General features: G+C 37.1%; 17 protein-coding genes. 10 read left to right on the plus strand and 7 right to left on the minus strand.

Annotated elements, in window-relative coordinates; all coding sequences use genetic code 11:
- The first annotated feature begins 9 nt into the window (after positions 1 to 9).
- The 4 genes from M23134_RS07740 (at position 10) to M23134_RS07755 (ending at position 5,497) form a co-directional block, all read left to right on the plus strand.
- The gene (locus M23134_RS07740) at positions 10 to 846 is read left to right on the plus strand and encodes a hypothetical protein (protein WP_045113199.1); all 837 of its coding nucleotides are present in this window, start codon (positions 10 to 12) and stop codon (positions 844 to 846) included.
- 119 nt (positions 847 to 965) lie between these two features.
- Positions 966 to 3,194: a TOMM precursor leader peptide-binding protein gene (locus M23134_RS07745; protein WP_002695162.1), complete on the plus strand. Its 2,229-nt coding sequence runs from the start codon at positions 966 to 968 to the stop codon at positions 3,192 to 3,194.
- A gap of 23 nt (positions 3,195 to 3,217) precedes the next feature.
- Positions 3,218 to 4,492, plus strand: a complete 1,275-nt coding sequence (locus M23134_RS07750) for a hypothetical protein (RefSeq protein ID WP_002695163.1) — start codon at positions 3,218 to 3,220, stop codon at positions 4,490 to 4,492.
- Positions 4,493 to 4,579: 87 nt separating this feature from the next.
- Positions 4,580 to 5,497 (plus strand): FHA domain-containing protein, encoded by a 918-nt coding sequence (locus M23134_RS07755; protein ID WP_002695165.1) that lies wholly within the window; start codon positions 4,580 to 4,582, stop codon positions 5,495 to 5,497.
- Positions 5,498 to 5,540: 43 nt separating this feature from the next.
- Here the strand turns inward: M23134_RS07755 and M23134_RS07760 are convergent, their stop codons facing one another.
- Positions 5,541 to 6,719, minus strand: coding sequence for an ABC transporter permease family protein (locus tag M23134_RS07760; RefSeq protein WP_002695166.1), 1,179 nt, complete (start codon positions 6,717 to 6,719; stop codon positions 5,541 to 5,543).
- A gap of 793 nt (positions 6,720 to 7,512) precedes the next feature.
- On the opposite strand from M23134_RS07760, the gene M23134_RS07765 reads away from it, so the two are divergent.
- The 3 genes from M23134_RS07765 to M23134_RS07775 all read left to right on the plus strand — a co-directional run bounded on the left by M23134_RS07765 (position 7,513) and on the right by M23134_RS07775 (position 11,377).
- Complete coding sequence (locus M23134_RS07765) at positions 7,513 to 8,361, plus strand: M57 family metalloprotease (RefSeq protein WP_002695170.1); 849 nt, start codon at positions 7,513 to 7,515, stop codon at positions 8,359 to 8,361.
- Between the two features lie 500 nt (positions 8,362 to 8,861).
- Positions 8,862 to 9,722, plus strand: a complete 861-nt coding sequence (locus M23134_RS07770; protein WP_045113200.1) for a M57 family metalloprotease — start codon at positions 8,862 to 8,864, stop codon at positions 9,720 to 9,722.
- A gap of 1,034 nt (positions 9,723 to 10,756) precedes the next feature.
- Positions 10,757 to 11,377 carry a thermonuclease family protein gene (locus tag M23134_RS07775; RefSeq protein WP_053337267.1) on the plus strand — a complete coding sequence of 207 codons (621 nt, stop codon included), beginning with the start codon at positions 10,757 to 10,759 and terminating at the stop codon, positions 11,375 to 11,377.
- Positions 11,378 to 12,167: 790 nt separating this feature from the next.
- Here M23134_RS07775 and M23134_RS07780 read toward each other — a convergent pair.
- Positions 12,168 to 13,652, minus strand: coding sequence for a tetratricopeptide repeat protein (locus M23134_RS07780; protein ID WP_045113201.1), 1,485 nt, complete (start codon positions 13,650 to 13,652; stop codon positions 12,168 to 12,170).
- A 129-nt stretch (positions 13,653 to 13,781) separates the two neighbouring features.
- On the opposite strand from M23134_RS07780, the gene M23134_RS07785 reads away from it, so the two are divergent.
- Complete coding sequence (locus M23134_RS07785; protein ID WP_045113202.1) at positions 13,782 to 13,967, plus strand: TIGR04149 family rSAM-modified RiPP; 186 nt, start codon at positions 13,782 to 13,784, stop codon at positions 13,965 to 13,967.
- Between the two features lie 344 nt (positions 13,968 to 14,311).
- Here M23134_RS07785 and M23134_RS07790 read toward each other — a convergent pair whose 3' ends face one another.
- The 5 genes from M23134_RS07790 to M23134_RS07805 form a co-directional block, all read right to left on the minus strand.
- Complete coding sequence (locus tag M23134_RS07790) at positions 14,312 to 14,617, minus strand: hypothetical protein (RefSeq protein ID WP_002695187.1); 306 nt, start codon at positions 14,615 to 14,617, stop codon at positions 14,312 to 14,314.
- A 16-nt stretch (positions 14,618 to 14,633) separates the two neighbouring features.
- A complete protein-coding gene (locus M23134_RS40990; RefSeq protein ID WP_157558387.1) occupies positions 14,634 to 14,795 on the minus strand; it encodes a hypothetical protein in 162 nt (53 codons plus the stop codon).
- A gap of 196 nt (positions 14,796 to 14,991) precedes the next feature.
- Entirely contained in the window at positions 14,992 to 15,303 is a 312-nt protein-coding gene (locus M23134_RS07795) for a hypothetical protein (RefSeq protein ID WP_002695191.1), read from the minus strand.
- A gap of 975 nt (positions 15,304 to 16,278) precedes the next feature.
- Positions 16,279 to 16,605: a nucleotide pyrophosphohydrolase gene (locus tag M23134_RS07800; protein WP_002695193.1), complete on the minus strand. Its 327-nt coding sequence runs from the start codon at positions 16,603 to 16,605 to the stop codon at positions 16,279 to 16,281.
- A 778-nt stretch (positions 16,606 to 17,383) separates the two neighbouring features.
- Positions 17,384 to 18,751: a hypothetical protein gene (locus M23134_RS07805; protein WP_002695204.1), complete on the minus strand. Its 1,368-nt coding sequence runs from the start codon at positions 18,749 to 18,751 to the stop codon at positions 17,384 to 17,386.
- 340 nt (positions 18,752 to 19,091) lie between these two features.
- Between M23134_RS07805 and cmk the strand changes: the two genes are divergently transcribed.
- Positions 19,092 to 19,781, plus strand: a complete 690-nt coding sequence (cmk, locus tag M23134_RS07810; RefSeq protein ID WP_002695205.1) for a (d)CMP kinase — start codon at positions 19,092 to 19,094, stop codon at positions 19,779 to 19,781.
- Between the two features lie 211 nt (positions 19,782 to 19,992).
- On the plus strand, positions 19,993 to 20,760 hold the full coding sequence (locus M23134_RS07815; RefSeq protein ID WP_002695206.1) for an HNH endonuclease: 768 nt from the start codon (positions 19,993 to 19,995) through the stop codon (positions 20,758 to 20,760).
- The last annotated feature ends 229 nt before the right edge of the window (positions 20,761 to 20,989 follow it).

A 20,989-nucleotide genomic window follows, 5' to 3' on the forward strand; every position in this document is an offset into this window, starting at 1 on the left:
CTATTTATTATGACGCAGAGTTCTGTGAAAAATTTCAAAATCAAGAATGAGATAGCTCGGGGAGTACTCCACGAAATTCTTGACTTATCGGTCAATTTCTTAACTTTAATGGCTTGTTTGGGACAACCTGAGTATGCAGGGGATGATTTTGCCACCGTAGCTGATTTTGAGCGCAATCCGCAAAACTACCTGACAAAAAATGATAAAAATAAAATGAAGTGGAAGAAAACCCCTGAAAGATTGCAACAATACAACGGGGTGGGAATGAAAATTCCTAAAAACACTTTGATTATTTTAGATTCTAACATTCTTTACCCGGTAATTTATCTCAAAGAAAAGTCTAACACCCAGTATGGAGTAGCTTCCAAATTTACTACACCAACTATTGAAGATAAAGACAATATTTTTATTGTAGGAGAAGAAAGCCTTGACATGGCAGTGATACAAAATGTAAGCAAGTACGTAAGGCGTGACTTGAATAACACCCGCATTCAAAAACTAGAAGAGTCAGTAAAAGTAGAGCAAACTTACCTTTTCTCTGAATTTTTAGGCTTGTTAAACATCACTGGTGGTAGTCCTGCACAGGAACTAAAAGCAGCCCAAGGACACCGAATGACTACTATTATTGAGCAAAATCCAGAAGATCATACAGTAGAAAAGTATTTGCAAATAGACTACTATGATTATTATGATTATACTCAACCTGATAGTCTGAACCCTGATTCGAGCTTCGAAAAAGGAGGAAAGTTAATCATTATGATGCCTTATATTTCGGCGAGGCATGATATGTTGGGACAGTTATCATTTGGTGATACTGATCCTGCCATTATTTTAACCACTACTTAATTGGTAAACTTATACACCAGTCAAACTTCAGAAAGTTGGGCATTCATCACCAATTTTCTGAAGTTTATTATAAAAAATAAGCCATCATTTTTGGCAAAATCTTAAACCTGAATAACTAGTTGAAAAACCAACAGCTCAACCCATCTTATTACTTCGAGGTACTCAACAGTGACTATACCTTATTGGTTTCTGAGAGTAACGAAGTGATGTTTTCTAACAAGCTAAGTAATGCTATTTTGGCCGAAATAGCCCAAAACCAACCCTCTAAAGAAGAACTAATTGCTCAGTTTTCGGCAAGTGATGTTCCTTTGTTTGAAGTCATGCAAGTATTGGTTAAACTTGAACAAGCAGGGTACATCAAAGAAGTAAGTGATTTTTTTACCCCTGAACAAGCGGCTTATTGGGAGTCGGCAGGGTTCAATACCACCCATTTGGCGCAGGTATTACAACAAAAAACTATAGGTTTGATAAGTGTTGGAGTAGCACAAGAAGTGTTTGAAGATGCCTGTTGTCAAGCTCAATTGCAGTTGTCTGCTACGCCCGATGTATACCTGGTCATTACCAAAGACTACAACCACCCTGAGCTTAGCCAACTCAATCAACAGTTTGAACAAAGCAAAACCCCTTGGCTATTGGTCAAACCTACGGGACAAACTTTATGGTGGGGACCTGTGTTTGTACCAGGCAAAACTGCTTGCTGGCAGTGTTTGCATCATCGGCTAGAGCTACACAACCCTATTAATAAATTTTATAAAAATATCAAAAACACGGCTCAAGCACCCTCCAAACCCTTGGTGAGCCATCCCGCAACTTTTCAAATGGCGGCGAGTTTTGCAGTACTCGCCCTGGTAAAATGGTTGTATCACCAACCAACCGATGCTTCAGAAACCCAAATTACTTCATTCAATACCCAAACTCTTGAGAAACAGCATCACGCTGTAGTTAAACGTCCTCAGTGTAATGCATGTGGCGATGTTACCATCAAATCTCCCCAACCTATTACTTTACAGCCAGTGTCGGTTGCTTCTACCCTGGGGGGCTACCGTGCTGAGTCGCCTGAAGTAAGTTTTCAAAAATACAAGCACCATATCAGCCCTATATCAGGCATTATCTCTGGTTTGAAACCTTACGGTAATACGAATCATGCTGACATTCACAATTATTCATCAGGGCGAAACCTTGCCTTGCAAAGTGTATCTATGTTTTGGTTAAACCACCACTTGCGTAGTGGCAACGGAGGAAAAGGAAAAACCGATATTCAAGCAAAAATGGGCGCCGTTGGTGAGGCAATCGAGCGTTACAGTCTGATGTATCAAGAAGGGGAGAGGTACACTATCAAAGCCGCTCTTCAGGATTTACCAGAAGGCATTCATCCTAATCAATGCATGAACTACAGCAAGGCACAAATGCAAAGTCGGGATACCACCAATATCAGCAGTGCCAAGTTTTATGAACTTATTCCGGTTCCTTTTGATGCTTCAGAAACAATGGATTGGACTCCTGTGTACTCATTGACCAATCAGAAGTTTAAATACCTACCTGCTTGTTTTTGCTATGCCCAATATCCTGCTAAAGATGAGAGCCAATTGTATGCTTATCCTGACTCTAATGGTTGTGCAGCAGGCAATACCATAGAAGAAGCTATTTTACAGGGGTTTATGGAGTTGGTAGAGCGCGACGCAACCGCCATATGGTGGTATAATCGTCTAAAACGCCCCGCAGTAGACCTTGATACTTTAGACAATCCTTATATCGACAAGATGAGGGCATATTATACGTCAATCAACCGTAGTTTGTGGGTATTAGACATCACCAATGACTTAGGAGTGCCAGTTTTTGTGGCCGTTTCACACTGTCTGAAGGGCAATAAAGAAAAAATACTGTATGCTTTTGGGGCACACCTGGAGGCCAGTATTGCGGTAGAACGTGCAGTGATAGAACTCAACCAGTTGCTACCTATTGGCACTTCAGATAAGTACTTAACGCAGGACCAGGCTTTTATAGATTGGTTAGATACCCAAACCCTCACAAGTAATGGCTACCTTTTGCCTAAGGAAGGAGCAACCAAAAACATCCAGACCGATTATCCCAGGTTATGCAAGCCAACCATTTATGACAGTGTAAAGTATTGCATAGCCACTGCCCGGCAACAGGGTTTAGAAACATTGGTGTTAGACCTGACACAGCCTGATATAGTTTTGCCAGTAGTGAAAGTAATTGTGCCTGGTATGCGGCATTTTTGGCGCAGAACTGCACCTGGTCGACTGTATGATGTTCCAGTAAAAATGGGTTGGTTGAGTCGGCCATTGGCAGAAGAAGCATTGAACCCTATCAGCATATTTATTTAACCCAACAAATCAATTCAAGAATTATGAAATATATCTCTTATAACAATCATTCTTTTAAGAAAACAAAATACTACGGGCGTTTGTCAAAAGCACAGCAAGACGACTTTGACCTATTATCTAATATTTTTTATTTTAAAACCAATAACTATGTGCTTGATCAACTGATTGATTGGGATAACCTGGAAACTGACCCCCTGTTTAGACTTAATTTTTTGCATAAAAATGTTTTGAGTGAGGCTGACTATCAACAACTTCTTTCTCTTTATCAGGCAGGCGCCAGCATAGAGGTGCTACAACCTTTCATTGAATTGATCAGAAAAAAAACAACTCCTCAAATTCCCTATGACGAAAAGTGCTTTCCTACGGCTGGTGGTGAACGTATCAAAGGTTTGTATCGGTCTTTTAATAATGTGATTAGTTTGTTTCCTGATCCTATGTTGAAAACCTGTCATGCGTATTGCTCTTATTGCTTTCGCTGGATCGCATTTAACAATAGCGAAGTACAAAGTTATACCTCTTACAAAGACCCTCAAACTCCAGTGACTTACCTAAAAGCCAACCCCGAAATTAATGAAACGTTGTTTACTGGTGCCGACCCACTCACGTTGACTGCCGCAAAAATAAAAGAGTATATTGATCCATTGCTGACCATAGACTCAGTAACAACGATTCGGTTCAATACTAAAGCATTGACCTGGTGGCCGTTTCGGTTTACAACTGATAAAGACGCTAAAAATATACTGGAATTGTTTAAGCACATTGTGGCATCAGGGCGTACACTTACTTTTTGTGCCCACCTTACCCACGTGAAAGAGTTGCAGAATGACAATGTGATAGAAGCCGTGAAGAACATTCAGGCAACTGGAGCTAAGATTATATGTCAAGGTCCAGTAGTAGAAGGAATCAATGATACTATAGAAGATTGGGTAAACTTATGGAGCCAAGAGGTAGCTTTGGGTTTACAGCCTTATTATATGTTTGTAGAACTTAATCATAATGCAGAGGCAAGCTTCCGAATTCCCTTGGCAAAAGCTGTTCATATATTTCAGGAAGCCGAAAAACGCGTCAAAGGTTTGCAACAACCTTTTAATGGCCCTGTGTTTATGAACGATGTACATTGTGTGTCTATAGATGAAGTGACTGATGACAATGATGCAAAACAATTTGCCCTTAAGTGCCTTGCTTCGCCTTATGCCGAAAGCGAAGGACAAGTGAAGCATATTCCTTATGATAAAGACACTCGTAGTGCAGGCAATTTGGTTGAAATGTTTATGCCAGAGGAGCATTCGAAGCCATAGTGCATAAACTATTTCTTGATTTCTAATCCATTCGGTAGTAATTTGAGTTTATTTTAATGTTGGAGAGATGGAATAAACTTATTACTTATGGCTACAATTGAGAATACAATCACTAAAAATACTATTTACCTTAATTCCCAGCATATATTTGGCAGAAGCCCACACAGTTCTACCCAACTTGATGCGAAAGACGTGTCTAAGTCACATGCCACTTTATATTGGCAGGGAGGGTTGTGGCATATCAAAGACCACAGCCGTAACGGGACAGTGGTGAATGGCAAATTTTTGCATAATTCTGTAGAGCGACTGGCAAAGGGGCAAACTATACAGTTTGGCAAAGACCCTGCTACTCAATGGAAAGTACTCGATATTGCGCCACCACTCAACTATTTGGAGTTGCTTAATAATTCACCACAAGTCATTCCGCTGGAGTCTTATTATGCACTACCCAATGAAGATACACCCGAAATAGCTTTTTTTTGTACACCAGACAGGCAATGGAAAGCAGAGCGTGCCGGAGAAACTTTTGAGCCTGAACACCATCAAGTGTTTGTGTGCAATAATGAAGAATGGCGTTTTGTAAGAAATGAGCTAGTGGATGAAACTGTGGACTATGGGCGAATTAAACAAAACGCGTGGTTTGAGTTTACCCTAAGCGCCGATCAGGAAACAGTGAATATTCAAATTACAATCAATGAACTGGCAATGGATATGGGTGAACACGCCCATAACTATATGTTGCTTGCCTTGGCGCGCAAACGCAAAGAAGACATAGAAGCAGGGCTAGACCCCAAAGATCAAGGATGGCAAAGTATAGATGCACTCACTTATGAGTTGTCAAAAGAAGAATTAAAAGAAGTAGACCAATACAACCTTAACTTACGCATTCATCGTTTACGCAAAGGCTTACAAAAGCTAAAGCCACACGGAACACAGTTTGTTAACATTATTGAACGAAGAAAAGGGGAAATACGCTTTGGACATCCCAAAATCAAAATACAGTAATTGTAGTAGGTGCCCGCATACCACAAAGGCGGGCACCTGTTAATCAAGCTTGTTTGCTGAGTAGGCGCATAACTACCAAAATATTAATGCCTATAGTAAGCCCCGTAAATGCCAACCCCACCAAAATGGTAATAGGCTCAATACCTGGAGTAACCTCCAGTCCACTGTCAATCATAAAGCGTTGGGTAAGTTGAATGCCGTAATATACCAAACCAAAAGTAAGCACTGACAAGCCACAAACAAATGCAATAAAAAAGTAGATGAGGTTTTTGCCAATCATTTGGGCAGTGTACCCTAGTTGTATCAAAAGCTTAATTTCGTTTTTAGACTCTGCAAGCACCACCCTAAAGCTCATCATAAATATAACAAACGATAATGCAATAAAAAACGCCCCTAAAATACTGATCACCGACATGACTATTTTGATTACACCACCTGCTTTGCTGGCGTTCAAGCGGTCTTTATTAATTTGAATCCGTTTTTTTTCAAAGTAATTTGCAATGGCAGGGTCTGCCGGGTTTTTTACCTTAAGTATCAAACGCGAGGGGTTTACCTCTTCGTTGCGTCCAATATTTTTGTTTGCCCAATCCATAAAGCTTTCAGGTACAATCATAGATGGAATACGTTCACTAAAACCTACCACTCTGCCTTTAAAACTTGCCTTACCCTGAGGTCCTTCTATGCGTATACTTACTTTGAGTAAGCCAATAGTTGATTTAGATATTTGAGGAAACCCATTACCCAGAGCATAACCAAAATTGTATAAGTCTAAAAAGTTTTTAGAAATAATTACCGGAATCAACTTTTGCCCTTCTTTCCAACCCCACCCTTCAGGTATTTCACCTATCATTTGGTCAGGCACTGACTCAAAAAATAGTTCAGAATAAAAGGGGATTTTCCCTTTAGCAAAAGCAATTACTTTGTATTGGTTAGACTTAAACTCACCTATATCCTCTACAAATGGCTGTCGTTTCAGACTGCGAAGATCTTTTTTGCGAAAACTAGCCCGTGCCATAGTCAACATATTACCTAATCCTACTTGTTTGCTTACAATCAAGTATTCAGGATAGGTGTTTTTAGGGTTGAGCACTTTATTTACCTGAATGTATAGTTGCACTGAAAGTAACAACATAAGCAGACCTAACAAAAAACCCAATCCGGCAAATAAAAATTGCCCAAGGCTTTGGCGAGAGCGAAAAATTTTATTCAGTATCTTATTCATAAAAGTTTTAAGTCATGAGGGTGATTGGTGTTGAAAGATAACAGAAGTATAAAAATAAAGAAAGCACCAGCGCTCAAAATTCGGTGAAGCACTGTATTTATACTTAAACAAAAATGGTTTTGAGGATGGATTTTGACTAACTGTCTGAATACCAACATTAATCAATCCTGTAAATCCTAAAACCGAGTCTACAGCTTGCTGTGACGAGCTCACCGCAGGTAATCACTTTAATCCTAGTATAGCTTTTGGTATGATGTTTTTCGGATGGTTGCCACTTCCAGGTGAGTGCTTGAGTATAGGAGAGTGTATAACTGTGCTATGTTGTGTTATACAACTTTATTAGATTATTTTGGGAGAGTAAAGAAGTAAAATCAAGTAACAAGAAAAAAATGGTGAAATACGGAAGTACTTTGAATATTATAAAATAGATGGAATTGATATTTTAATAGCGTAAAAATCTTATTTTTATTAATTTTTGGGTTAAAATAAGCTCAATTAGGAAAATAAAAGCGATTGATTTGTTCACCTACTTTTACTATGCTTGTTTACTCATTTTAGCACTATATATAGTGATATAAAGCTTTGTTTCAGTGATTGAGGAGTATTTTTGGGTCATTTATTATTCATACTGTTGTTGTGTACAATTACTGTTGTTTACTGGGTTTTTTACGCATCTTGATGGTGTATACTTTTTGTTTACCCCTGTTTCTTTGATTATATTTTGAGTTATAGTAGAATTGCCAATGAATATTTTATTCAGTTTCAATTATATTACACAATAACTTAAAAAATTATGAAAAAGAACACATTGTTCACCGCAGTGCTTGCTGTTGTAATGGCTGCATTTACTTTCTCTTGTAAGCAACAAGAAGGAAACGTAAATCCAGTAAAAACCAATCCTATCAGCACAGAAGTAATAGCACAGTTTAAAAGCTTGGGTATAGATGCCCGTGATGCTAAATTTGGTGAAGTAACCAATGAGTTAACTGGTGAAAAGCAAACAGGATACACCTTAGAGAAAGACCTGTTTGTTTCTGAAAAGCAATTAGCAGAAATGCTGAGCAGCAGTGTAAAAACAGGTCCTGGTGGTGAACAATACAGAACCACCAACCTAGTAAACGGTACTCGTACAATTAGAGTAATTGGATACACTGGCGGTTCTTTTGCCTTAACCAGTAAAATGAGAAGCGGTTTACAGCAGGCAGTTGCCAGCTACAACGCTTTACCATTGCGCTTAAGCTTTAGTCTTTCTTTTGCTACCAGTACCAACGCCGACATTGTAGTATACAAAGTAAGTGGTGGTGCAGGTGGATCAGCTGGATTCCCAAGTGGAGGTAACCCTTACAAGTGGGTAAGAATCAACTCTGGAACTGACGCTTACTCAACTGCAGTAAACAGACATGTAATTGCGCACGAAATTGGTCACTGTATCGGTTTCCGTCATACTGACTGGTTCAACCGTTCTATCAGCTGTGGTTCTGGTGGAAACGAAGGAACTGCTGGGGTAGGTGCTATCCATATTCCTGGTACTCCAACTACCAATGTTACAAGAAATACTTCTATTATGGTATCTTGCTTTAACTCTGGCTCAAATGGTGTATTTACATCTTCTGACGTAACTGCTTTGAACTTTCTATACTAAGAACATAGCGTTAAGTTTATAAACCAAGTAAAGCCCTGATGAATGCGTTAGGGCTTTACTTATGATTACAATAGTAGTATAAAATCGAGTTTTTAATACTGTATTTATACGCAGAAGAATCTTTAAATAGTACCTGATTTTTGTCAGAATAGTACTGTTTATACTTGTTTTGATGCATAAAGTGCCCAATTTATGCCTTAAGTAAAAAAAATAACGCTCTTTCCTTGTTTACCCCCTCTTATCGCATTTGTTTACTTCGTATATTTTCCTCTATGTCAAAATAAAATGCTGACTAACAGAAGTATACAGGGTTAATATTGTATCATTTAAGGTTAGATATTGCCCATTTTAAATGAAAATGTTTACGTGGTTTTTTCCTTTTTAACGTCCTGTTTACTTTTTGTTCACCCATGGTTTTTGTGAAATATTTTGAGAATAGCTAAAATTGCCAACGAATATTTTATTCAATAATCAATTATATTACACAAATATTAAAAATTATGAAGAAGAGTTCTTTTTTAACCGTAATGCTTGCAGTAGCAATTGCTGCATTTACTTTTTCTTGTAAGCAGCAAGAGAACAATGTAACTCCAGCTCCAGTAACTAAAAATGGCATAAGTCAACAAGTGATTGACAATTTTTTAAAACTAGGCATTGATGCCCGTGATGCCAAATATGGAGAAGTAACCAATCCACTGACTGGCAAAACACAAGTTGGTTATACACTTGAAGGAGACATGTTTGTATCTAAAGAAAAGTATGACGAGATGTTAACAGGTGATGTCATAGCAGGACTAAATGGTGAGCAATACCGCACTTCTAACCTCGTAAGCAATAACCAAACAATTGACGTGATTGGTTACACTGCTAACAACTCTAACGGACTAAGCTCTACATTGCAAAATGGTCTACGTTGGGCTGTGGATAATTACAACCGTTTGAACATTGGTTTACGTTTTAACCTTACTTTTGGAACTAACTTCCAACCTAAAGACATTGTTGTATATCAGGTAAGTGGTAATGGTGGAGGATCAGCTGGATTCCCAAGTGGTGGAGCTCCTTATAAGTGGGTTCAGATTCAGGCTGGAACTGCCAACTTTGGTACTAACGTAGCTGAGCACGTAATTGGCCACGAAATTGGACACTGCTTAGGCTTACGTCACACTGACTACTTCAACCGCTCTATTAGCTGTGGTTCTGGTGGAAACGAAGGTTCTGCTGGGGTAGGGGCTATCCAAATCGCAGGAACTCCTGGTCAGTTTAATATTGATATGAACTCTTTAATGTTGGCTTGTTTCAGCTCTAACGAAGATGGTGAGTTCTCTAACTTTGATATCATTGCATTAGAGAATCTATACTAGTCATATTTCAGACTTTTATTTAAAAGCAACTACCCTGACCTGCAAGGTCAGGGTTTTTTGTGTTTTAGAGAGTACAATAATATGACTTTATAAAGTTTAGTTAGTAGGTGCTTGAGGGGCTGTAAATAGAAAAAAAGCTGTTTTACGTATATGGATTTTAAATGTTTCGTTTTTAGTTTGATAAAATAGTACTTTTGTACATAAAGTCTTGTGTTTTGTATGTAATATGTTGTTTTTATTGCAAGTACCGGAATTATATTTTGTTTTAAATGATTTTAGTTGACCTGTTAAGTATTTGATTATCAGATTTTATATGTAGGTTCACACCCTGTAATACATCACCTGATCAGGAATGATAGATTTGGTCAATATGACCGTTTGTATTTTAGTAAATTATAGTGGTGAGAAGTGATTTATTGTGTTTTTTGGTGATTTTGGTACTTTTCGGTTTTTACCTTTTTTAGGATAAACCAACCCTACACCCTATCTTTGTATTAAATCATTCAGAACATTATCACCTATCACAACAACAAATGTTTTGTCTTACTAAAACCTCACTTCTTTCCTTGATAAAGCTGGAGTGAGTCTGAGTAATTTTCTTGACAACTCAGTAGAAGCAAACACTAAGTGACCTTAAAAAAACTTAATTATATATTAATTACAAAGAGAAAATATCACATAGCAATATATTAAATATCATTACTACCAAATTTGAAAGCGCTGGGGTTGTTTCCAGCGCTTTTTTTGTGCCCTTTATTTACATCACTCCTTTACTATTCACCTCTTAGGAATAGTGTAAAAATAAAGTTCTATAGTAACGCCAAAATATTTTGTTGGCAGAAGAGGCAAAAAAACGCGTCATAGCAGCGCTACGGCAAGTTTTTTTAACGAATTCTGTCAGCGAAAGATGACGTTAAAAATGTAAATTTATTTTGGTACTATTCCTTAGACTTGTCTGTTATTGAAAAATGCTTATTTTTGTAGCAATAAGATACTTTTCATTAGCAAAATATTTTTTAAAATCAGAGTTTTCTATGTTTGAACCAATCATTGACTTTTGGAAGAAACTGCCTGAGTCTACCCAATACATTCTGATTATAGTAGGCGTAATCATTGTGTTATTTTTTGTGTATCGTTGTTTGAAAATATTTGGATTATTCTTTGGTGCTATTTTCCGGGGTAAAATTACCAGGATATACAAGGTGGTAGATGGGGATACTATACATGTGGGTACCAAAAAAAACAAAAAAACGGTGCGATTGATTGGTGTAGACACCCCTGAGAGTTTGAGGTCAATGTATATGAATGTGCAACCCTTTGGTAAAGAAGCTTCTGATTATGCTAAAAAACGACTCAAAAAAGGTCAAAGGGTAGTATTAAGATACGATAAAGAGAAAGAGGATAAATTTGGTCGTTTGCTTGCCTATGTATACTTGGGCAATGGAGAGTTGTTCAATGCTTCTCTGGTAAAGCATGGGTATGCTTTTGCCAAACGTTATAAGCCCAATGTAAAGAAAGCCCCCTACTTTGAAAAACTGGAAGCCAAAGCCAAATCTAGAAAGAAAGGACTGTGGAAGATTTACAAAAATCCAAAAGAGTTGCGTGCCCAATACAAAAAATCAGCGGCTTATCGCAAGTTTAAAATGAAACATTAGTGTGCTGGAGTCTAAGCATGTCATTAATTTAAACGAATTGTGTGCTTTGGCGAGTCGTAAAAATGGTGGATAATCATCATTACCTAATTTTTTTACGAACGACAACATCCAGTGAACCAACTATAGGAAGCTTAAAGAACTTAATGTTGGGGGAAGTCTATGGAATAGAAGGGGGATTTTCCAAAGAACCGAGACTACAACTCTACCGTGTCAGGTTCTGTGCAGTTAATGTAATAGGGATTCAGTTTCCAGAGCATTAGAGAGTAAAGCATAAAAAAAGCCGAAGACAAGCTTCGGCTCAACATTAAAATAAAAGATATATATATTAAGCTATGGTTATTAATTGAGATCTTTATATGGATGGTTGTTTTTTCAACCAATTTATATCTTATCAATACTATTTGATAGTTGATCTAAACTATAGCTATAACCTTGCCTATAGTTGAAAGACACTTTGATTGTTTATGTAATTTCTTGTAATATTCTATTTTCAATACAACTTATTAAAAGATTTACTAATTAAGTGTTGTAAATCAAAACAAGAAAAAAATGTGTCTTATATATACCTACCATAACGTATAGAAACTTACTGAGTTGTGTGATTAGGTGAAAAAAATCAAATTAACTCGCAAGTGTAAAATAAACACCCATTTTCATTGACATAGTATTAGACCTAAGAGCTTGTCAGCTACAGCAGACATTGATCATTCGTTTTCTCGATAAAAGAGAATTGCATAAACTTTAAACTTATTGATCTTTTGTTGATATAGTTTATGGTGTTTCCATCTTTTTACATCAAATCCCTTATATTTTTTACCTGGCATTGGTCTTTCAGTCTTTTTATCCTGGTTTTAATAGCACCTACATTGAGCCCTACAGCCACTGATATTTGAGCATATTTATAGTTTCTTGCTACCATCACCAAAATTTTAATATCATCCGTATTAAGCTTGCCTTGTATATGCCCTTCAATACTCTGAAGCATATCTACCTCTTGTGGGCTGAGTTCTTCAAACCCCTTCACTGGACTGGCTTTGATTGCCTTGATAAAATTGGTGTGGGCATGCAAGCTCTGTTCACGTTTACGATAAATAAGCAGACCACCAGTAATAAGCACCAAGGTGATAACAAGTAACCACCAAAGGTTGATTTGGCGCACTATCTGGGTTTTGGGGCGGTAGCGTTCTATTACTAGAGCATCCTTAAGGGTCATTGCTACCTTAGAGCGCTTATACCAATTTTTTTCTGCTTTCATACGGGCCTTTGCCCAAGTTTTGGCGGGCTTAAACCTTACGCGATCGCCATAAAACCAAAGGGTATGCAATACCCGCCAGGCACGGTGATAAATTTCATATGCTGTTTTATGTACATATTTTTGCTGTAAGTAGTTTTGGGAAGATTCAGACAAAAGTGTGAGTAATGAATCACAACGTTTGTAGGAAAGCTTGGCAGCAGTTTCGTTTCGGTTGATAAAATGTAGCAAGCCTCTGGCTGCATATAGTTGTATCAAGGCTTTGGAGGTGGTGGTTCCTAAAGCATTTACTTTGGTCAAATACAGCTTAGCAGCTTCTGGTTTTTGGGCAAGCAAACAGAGTTGTATCATACGCGTAAGTCTTATTACTTTTTTTGCCCGGCAAGCATTAGGCTGCGTGTCTAATGCAAGCTGTTGATAGCTTATAGCCGAGTTATATTCGTTTAGCTTTTCTTTAAATCTTGCCATGTCATCATACAAGTTTGCCAAATCTTGCGGAGTACCTCGTTTGATAGCCATACTCAATGCGAGTTTGTAAGTACTGTCAGCATTTGTAAAGCTCAATCTTGCACGGTAGCAGTTTGCCAATAAGTTGTAGGCATGCATAAGTTTAGTAGAGTCTTTTAGGCGTTTAAAGTGTTCAATCGCTTTATGACTGATAGATATGGCTGTCTGGTGATTTCCCGCATTGTTGTAGCAAAAAGCCATATTGTTAAGCATAGCCGCTTTATTTGCCAGTGAGTGGTAAAACTTATAGGCTGCTTTATAATGCTGGGTAGCCATTCCATAATATCCCAAGTGTTGAGAGTAATAAGCAATAAGTTCGTGTGCATAAGCTTTTTCTGTTACTTTCTGGGCAGCATTTAATGCCTTTCGAGCATAATGAATGGCTGAGTCAGGCTGGGCCTGATACAAGTCCTGTGCTTTTTTACATAACTGTCGATAGTTCGCAGGTTTTTTAGTGTGGGCAAGTCCCCACATACTAAAGCACAATAATACTATTGATAATATGAAACTTTTCATTTAAATAAGTGCAATTAGGTTTATCTTAAATTTACTGATCTATTTTGTGTCTGTAGGCAGTGTTTTTGTAGAAGCTTTGTTGCCTTGCACAATGCCGGGTGTATTTTTACACAACTAAAATACAAAACAATGAAAAAAAACAATAAATTAAACAAAATGTTTAAAAAATTCAGCGAAAATTCACTTAGCTCTCATCAGTTAACTTCTTTAAAAGGAGGTTGCGGGTGCGGAGGAGAAGATAGTGGAGGTCTTATTCCTCCTCCTCCAAACCCTCCAAAAAGTGCGTATATTATGTCTGAAAATAGAGTTTTTTAAAAAATAATCTTTATTCGTAAGTGAATGAGCCCAAATACCCTTAAGTATTTGAGCAACTCATTGCTTAATTAACCCTGATAAACTGAGTATGCTTTTAGTGTGCTCAGTTTATCTTATTTAGTTTCATAATTTAAAATGAAAAGTTTTGGTAATACATCTTTGTGTTGTGTTTTGTGATAATTAAAAGTGAGATATATTGGCAAAATTACAAGCCAATGAAGAAAGTGAATTATAAATAATCTGATTATAAAGAGAATCTTTTATTCACTTATTTTTTAATTGAGTAAAATATTTTGATTCATATAATTAGCTTAAAAGTTTATTTTTTTAGTTATTTTGATTTGTTAGTTTTTTATACAACTAACCCCAAGCACCCCTGACATCAATACTCCCAAAAGAGCTGCCCAAAGTCCCAAACGACATATAAACCAAACATGGTGTGCTGCCGAGTAATTGAGTACTGTATCGGTAAAGCCTACCCAAGCGATACTGTGAGCCCAAGCAATGTAAAACCTGGTTTGCCCGTAGCCTTGTAAAAAAGTGCGCCAACTAAAATCATGATGGTCAAAGTAAAACCATAAAAAAAAGAAAGCTGTACTTGTAAATAAATACAAATAGCGGTAGAAGCGTGCAGTAACAGCAGTGGTCATATTGTTCTTTGAGCGATTATTGAATATTTTTCTTAAGCCACTTAGCAGTTAAGTAAGCCCCCACGCTAATGCTGGTAAATACAAGTAAAGCTGTATACCTGTCATATATATTGAGGTAAACCCCTAGCAAACTCATGGCTGCCAAAATGGTGAGTATTAGCATTTCAAGTATATGCATAATCATCGTCTTTTTGTATATAAAAAACACCATAGCATAAGTTCCAGATGAGCCACCCTAATCCAGAGACTTATGCATGGTGGCTTTGCACACATGGTCTCTAGCATACTATTGAATAATACCAGAGCCGGCTAAAATGTGAGAAAGCGATTGTTTAAGAATAAAATATTTATTCATAACTCGGACTACAAAACAGCTAAGTCTTTTTTTGAGTCAATGTTGTTTTCAGAGCCTCTAATTGAATTATTCCTACCTTATTATGGGCAAGAGTATTCAGCGTTTTTCTGAGTGAGGCAAAGTTTTCACTACATCTAAAGGCAAAGCTTTCATCATTCGTTTGTTCACTTACTACCATTAGTTTTGCTTGTACTTCTAGCAAGAAATCAAGCCACAACAGCCACACATTTTCAGTGTCAGTGTCAATCTCAAAAAAAGAAGAGATACTATCGATCAATACTTTAAGCTCAGCGGCTTCATTTGTATTGATTAAAACTTTTTGTTCAATCATTATCCTAAGTATATTAAGTGCAATTGATGTATCAGGGTGTAATAAGGTGAGTAGGGTATAAAAATACCCTATTCACTCAATATACAACTAAGTTGTTGCATAGTAGGTTATTATATTACACTGATGCAAAAGTAGGAGGAGTAAAGATAGGATACAATAGCTTATGTTGGGTGTTTACATATTGTATAGTAGGTGAAACTTTTTAAACAAAAAGTTTCGTTAGGTTGCATATTTTGCATCAGCTTTATTTACAGGTGGTTACAATAATTTTTGTAGTAGTTTAAGAGTAAAGTTTTTTTTTCCTTGTTTCCTTGACTTTTTTTCATTCCCCAATTTTTTACTCAAAAATTCGTGAAAAACAGTTTTTTTTTAATAAAAACTCCTGTTAACCATTAGGCTGATGAACTAAAATGAATAGGATAAATCGAAGTACTATGACTAAAATTATATAATGATACTTGTGTATAATATCACTTTTATTTAAGGTATACAGTTACTTTGGTGGGTGAGGCATTGCTCAAGCGTTAGAAAAGATTCTTGCGACTAGTGCACTGGGTATTAAATAAGTTGCCTATTAATTTGGATGAATTAACTACGTTGAGCTCGCGAAAAGCTCGGTTTTGTTTTCTGACGAGTCATTAAAATGGCGGATAGCCATAGCTATCTAACTTTTTGATGAGGAAGTCAGGAGGCAAAAGTCGCCAAAGAACCGAGGGTACAGTTCTACTGTGCCGAGCTCAGCATAGCTAATAAGTGAGTAACTTAGTACCCAGTGCACTAGGCATAAATACCCCTTGCGATTATTATGAGAAGTGTTTAATTGTTTGTTAGGTGTTGATTTTATAGAAGGAGGGGGCTATTTGATAGTAGATTTTGTAAGTTACACAAAAAGCCCCATAAAAAAGATGATGACTTTTTAGGGACTTTATGGTTGCTTAGAGTACGCTTAAAGCGTATCTATAGGCAATACTTACACTACTTTAACTTCTCGTTATTGGCGTGGCGTTCCTTGTCTCGTTTAGTTTTTTTATCCAGGTTTTTATGTAGAGCTTCTGTCAAGTCAATGCCAGTTTGGTTTGCCAAACAAATCAATACAAACAACACATCTGCCATTTCGTCGGCAAGGTTATGTGCTTCATCCGACTTTTTGAAAGACTGCTCACCATAAATACGTGCCATTAATCGCGCTACTTCGCCTACTTCCTCCATTAATACTGCAGTATTGGTCAACTCATTATAGTATCTTATACCAGTAGTGTTTATCCATTGATCTACAATTTCTTGGGCTTCTTTGATAGTCATAATAAAAATTTGTTTTGAATAGGTGATGAGTGAATCTCGACAAAATTACTCATTAGCCGTAGTTTTGTTTGAATTATGACAAGTAAATTTGAGTAAAGCAGGTGCTAAAAAGTACTTACCCACCAAGAGGTTATCAAGCGATTGGACAAGCAGAATAGTAAGAGGGGAAACGTTTTTTTTTGATAGGGGTATAAAAAACGAAAACAGAGATTTATTCAATCTCTGTCTTCGTGATAAGTTTGTACCATCAGGCAAAATACAAACCGTGGATTAGTTTAGGTTTAAAGGTAAGGTATAAATTTAAAAGTTCAAAAAGTATAATAAAATTTAGATGTATTTTTTTTACTATAATAAGTGTTTTTAAAAAGTGTAATATAACCTGGGTGATTTTATTAGTATGTTCCAAAGGTCGAGGTTTTTTAGCGATTCACAAAAAAAAGCAAGTAAACAAAAAGTAAACAAGGGGTGTTTTTGAGGTTTTTAGGGTAAACAAAAGGTATACAAGCAAGTTTTTTATTAAAAAAATTATAATTTAAAGTGGTATAGTTAAATAATGAGTTAGCTTTTATTTTTTCTTTCAAAAAACGCTTGATAGTGGATTTTTACTTAATAAATGCAGTGAATAGGGCCAAAAGACGGGGAAAATTAGAAAAAAAGCAAAAAAAATGATGTAAGTTTTTTTGCTTTTTTGTATCTGTGTTATGGGTTTATTTCCTGAAAATCAGGGGTATTTGATAAATGAATAGTGATAGTTTTGGGTAACCTTGATAGGAAAGGTTTAGGTAAACAGGGCATTCATTTTTTGAATAAGTAACTTGTAAGCTGACTCACTCGCATCTCCCCAGAAACCATCTGCTCCTCCACTTTTTACTACAATACTTCCGGCAGTCATAATGGTTTTTTGAACACCTTTTACTTCTTTAGGCGACATTTTGCCAATGGCTAAACTGTCTTTTTGTATTTGCTGTTCAGTCATTTCAATCAACCTTGCCAACTTTGCAAATGCTATAGCACTGTCTTTGCCCCAAATACCATCGGCACCTCCATTGTAGGCTACTAAATTAGCTGCATCTATGATAGTTTGTTGTACACCCTTTACTTCTTCACGACTTAGCCCACTAATATGCGTAATGTGGTTATCACTGGCACCCTTGAGTAATTCTTGAATAGTTTTACCCGTTAGTTGGAAAGCCTTTTCGGTAGAGTTCCCCCAAATACCGTCCGCGCCTCCACTGCTCTTCATCAGTTGAGCAGATTGTGTATTGCCTGAGTTTATAATAGCTTGTTGAATAATCTTAATTTGTTGAGGGGTGAGGTGCATACCATTAATAGCGTATTTGGATGGTATGTCTGTATCAGGTGGAGCCTGGTTGTCATTGTCAGGTGTAATGGCAGCTGTTTTTAGTACGTTGTATAAATTAAGTGCACGTGGCGTATACTTGTTATTTACATAAGCTACCCAACCCCCACTTACTAGCATGCCATAAGCTTGAAAACTACCCTTTGTCAAATTAGCAATTGCCTGTTGTGCAGTAGCCCCCTGTGAGATAAAATTATGAAAAGTTTTACAGGCAACATCTAAACTGTTGATGGCTGTTTCAAACTCTTCTGCCTCATAATCATCTAATGGCTTGGGCAAGGCGGGTTGCATGTATTTTTCGTAATTGTTGCGCCAGGTAAGTTGGTTGAAGCCATACCCGCGATAGCGATAGAAATCGCAACGGTTTTGGGCATTATTAGGCAAGTCGCCAGGGTATACATGGCCATTCCATTTGGCTACATCCAATTCACTGCTAATGAGTCCCCATTCCTTAAGTTGATCTCCAGCCAATTTATTAGGTGCTTTATTATAGGTAACTTTACCCCAAGAGGTTGGCTCAAACATATACTTAGGGCCTCCCATTTCGCGAATAACTGTGAAAGTGCCTCCGGTTTCGTTGTACATAATGGCAAAATGCCCGCAAAACTCTCCTAAGGTAATGGCTTGCTTACCTGTAAAATCAGGAATATAGCCCATCAGTTTGGTAAAATTGGAGGCATTTACAAAGTGAGAGTAGATTTGTGGGTTAGTAAGGCGAAATGTTTGGTTAAACCAGTCGGCAAATGGTACACCGTTTACCCTAAAGTTTCCATTGATAGTGGTCATAGTTGTTGATAAGTTTAGAAAATAAGAGACTACTTAAAGCTTTGTCCATTCCTAAAAGGGGAAAATAGCAGTTGATGAGGCTTTAGGCATAGCTAAATGATAACATGTTGCCCACATGCAATTTGTCTTGCTATCTGGCAGAATAAACTTTTATCCAGGCTCTTATAATAGATTGATAGAAAAGGAGTTTTTTGATTAATAGTTATTTATGCATTTTCTGTACATACACCATAAAAATGCATATTAAACTTAGCAATACCAAGCTGTAAACGGTATATTTGTAAGTCGACAATTTTATCACCCTTTAAAATATTTTTCCAGTCAGGTTAATATGAATCTAATGGATAACGAACACAAAATCATCATTGCCATTGACGGTTTTTCAGGTTGTGGCAAAAGCACCACCGCAAAAGTTGTGGCCAAAAAGCTCAACTATATATATATAGATACAGGTGCTATGTACAGAGCTGTGACTTTGTACTTTTGTCAAAATAATATTGTGCTTGACGATGAAGCACAAATAGATAAAGCCTTGGCAAATATCGAAATCCGGTTTGAGTACAATACTTCTTCTGGGCAAAATGTTACTCTACTGAATGGAAAAGTAGTAGAAGACGAGATACGTAAAATGTATGTATCGGCAAAGGTGAGTCCGGTAAGTGCGATTCCTGCAGTGCGCAAAGCAATGGTAGCACAACAACGTCAAATGGGCAAAGGCAAGGGCATTGTAATGGATGGCAGAGACATTGGCACCAATGTTTTTCCAAATGCTGAACTAAAGATTTTTATGGAAGCTGATGTAGCAGTAAGGGCTGAGCGTCGTCAGAAAGAATTAGCCGCTAAGGGACAAGAGGTAGCCCTGCAAGAAATTATAGATAACCTGAGCCAACGCGATCACCAAGATAGCACCCGTAAAGAAAACCCCCTGACTAAAGCCATTGATGCCCACACCATTGATACTACCCACATGACTATAGAGCAACAAAGCGAAGAAATAGTAGGGTTGGTAGAGTCATTGGTGAGATGTTAGAAAATACTTTATAAATATATGAAGAATGAGTGGAGTTTCTGAGTTTGATAATGTATTCATTATGGGCGACGAAACTCCTTGCTGTTCGAAGTGTGGTGCCAGAACGGAAATAGTTGCAGAGTATACACAAACCAGACCTTACTGTCAGTTACACAGATGTTTATCTTGTTTCTTTGAATTTGTGTTAATTGATGATGATGACTAGTCAAGAATGAAAAAAGGACAAAAACTATGGACACGTGAAGAGTTGATATTGACTCTATGTCTTTATTACAAGCTTCCTTTCGGTAAAATGCACGCAAAGAATACAGAAGTGATGCAACTTGCCAAGGGGTTGAACAGGACACCAGGTTCTATAGCTTTCAAACTGGTTAATTTTGCTAGTTTAGATTCTGATTTGCAAAAACGAGGGGTGAAGGGGGCTTCAAATGTAAGCAAACTAGATAGAACTATATGGGCAGAGTTTTATCAAAAATGGGAAAGCTTAGTTTTGCAAGGAGAGCAAATTAGTCAAAGTCATTTGATGACTGAGTTTGTTCAACCAGATGAACGATTGATAGACCCTAAGGCAGTAGGTAAAGACACAGAAGTAATACGTAAGCAACGGGTAAATCAACACTTCTTCAGAAAAAGCATTTTGGCTTCTTACGACAATACTTGTTGTATCACTGGTATGCAACAACCCCAATTATTAGTTGCAGGGCATATTAAACCTTGGGCATTAGATAAACAAAACAGGCTAAACCCTCATAATGGCATTCTTCTCAACTCACTGCATGACAAAGCCTTTGAAACTGGGCTGATTACTATAAATACAGACTACTATGTACAAGTAGCTACAGAAATCAGGCAGTCAAAAGACAAAAAACTTACCTCATTCTTTCTCCCTTATCACAATCAACCCATCATTTTACCAAAAAAATATTTGCCTCATCAAGAGTTTTTAGCATACCATCATAACGAAAGGTTTAAGGGATAAATACAGCCTTTTTTTGTGAATAGTGGCTGATTTTTAACTTTTCACTTCAAAAAAGACTTTCCAATAAATGGAATCTAAAGCCCTTAATTAATTGTTTCCCACATACCAAACATATACTTTTGCCATTAATTTTTAACAAAAAGCACAAAACATGAGTTAACGAAGTGCATTTTACATTCAGTATGTTGCATTTTGAGAATAAAAAGAACAATCCCTCTTTTATAAACTA

This window comes from Microscilla marina ATCC 23134 (assembly GCF_000169175.1).
Classification (GTDB): Bacteria; Bacteroidota; Bacteroidia; order Cytophagales; family Microscillaceae; genus Microscilla; species Microscilla marina.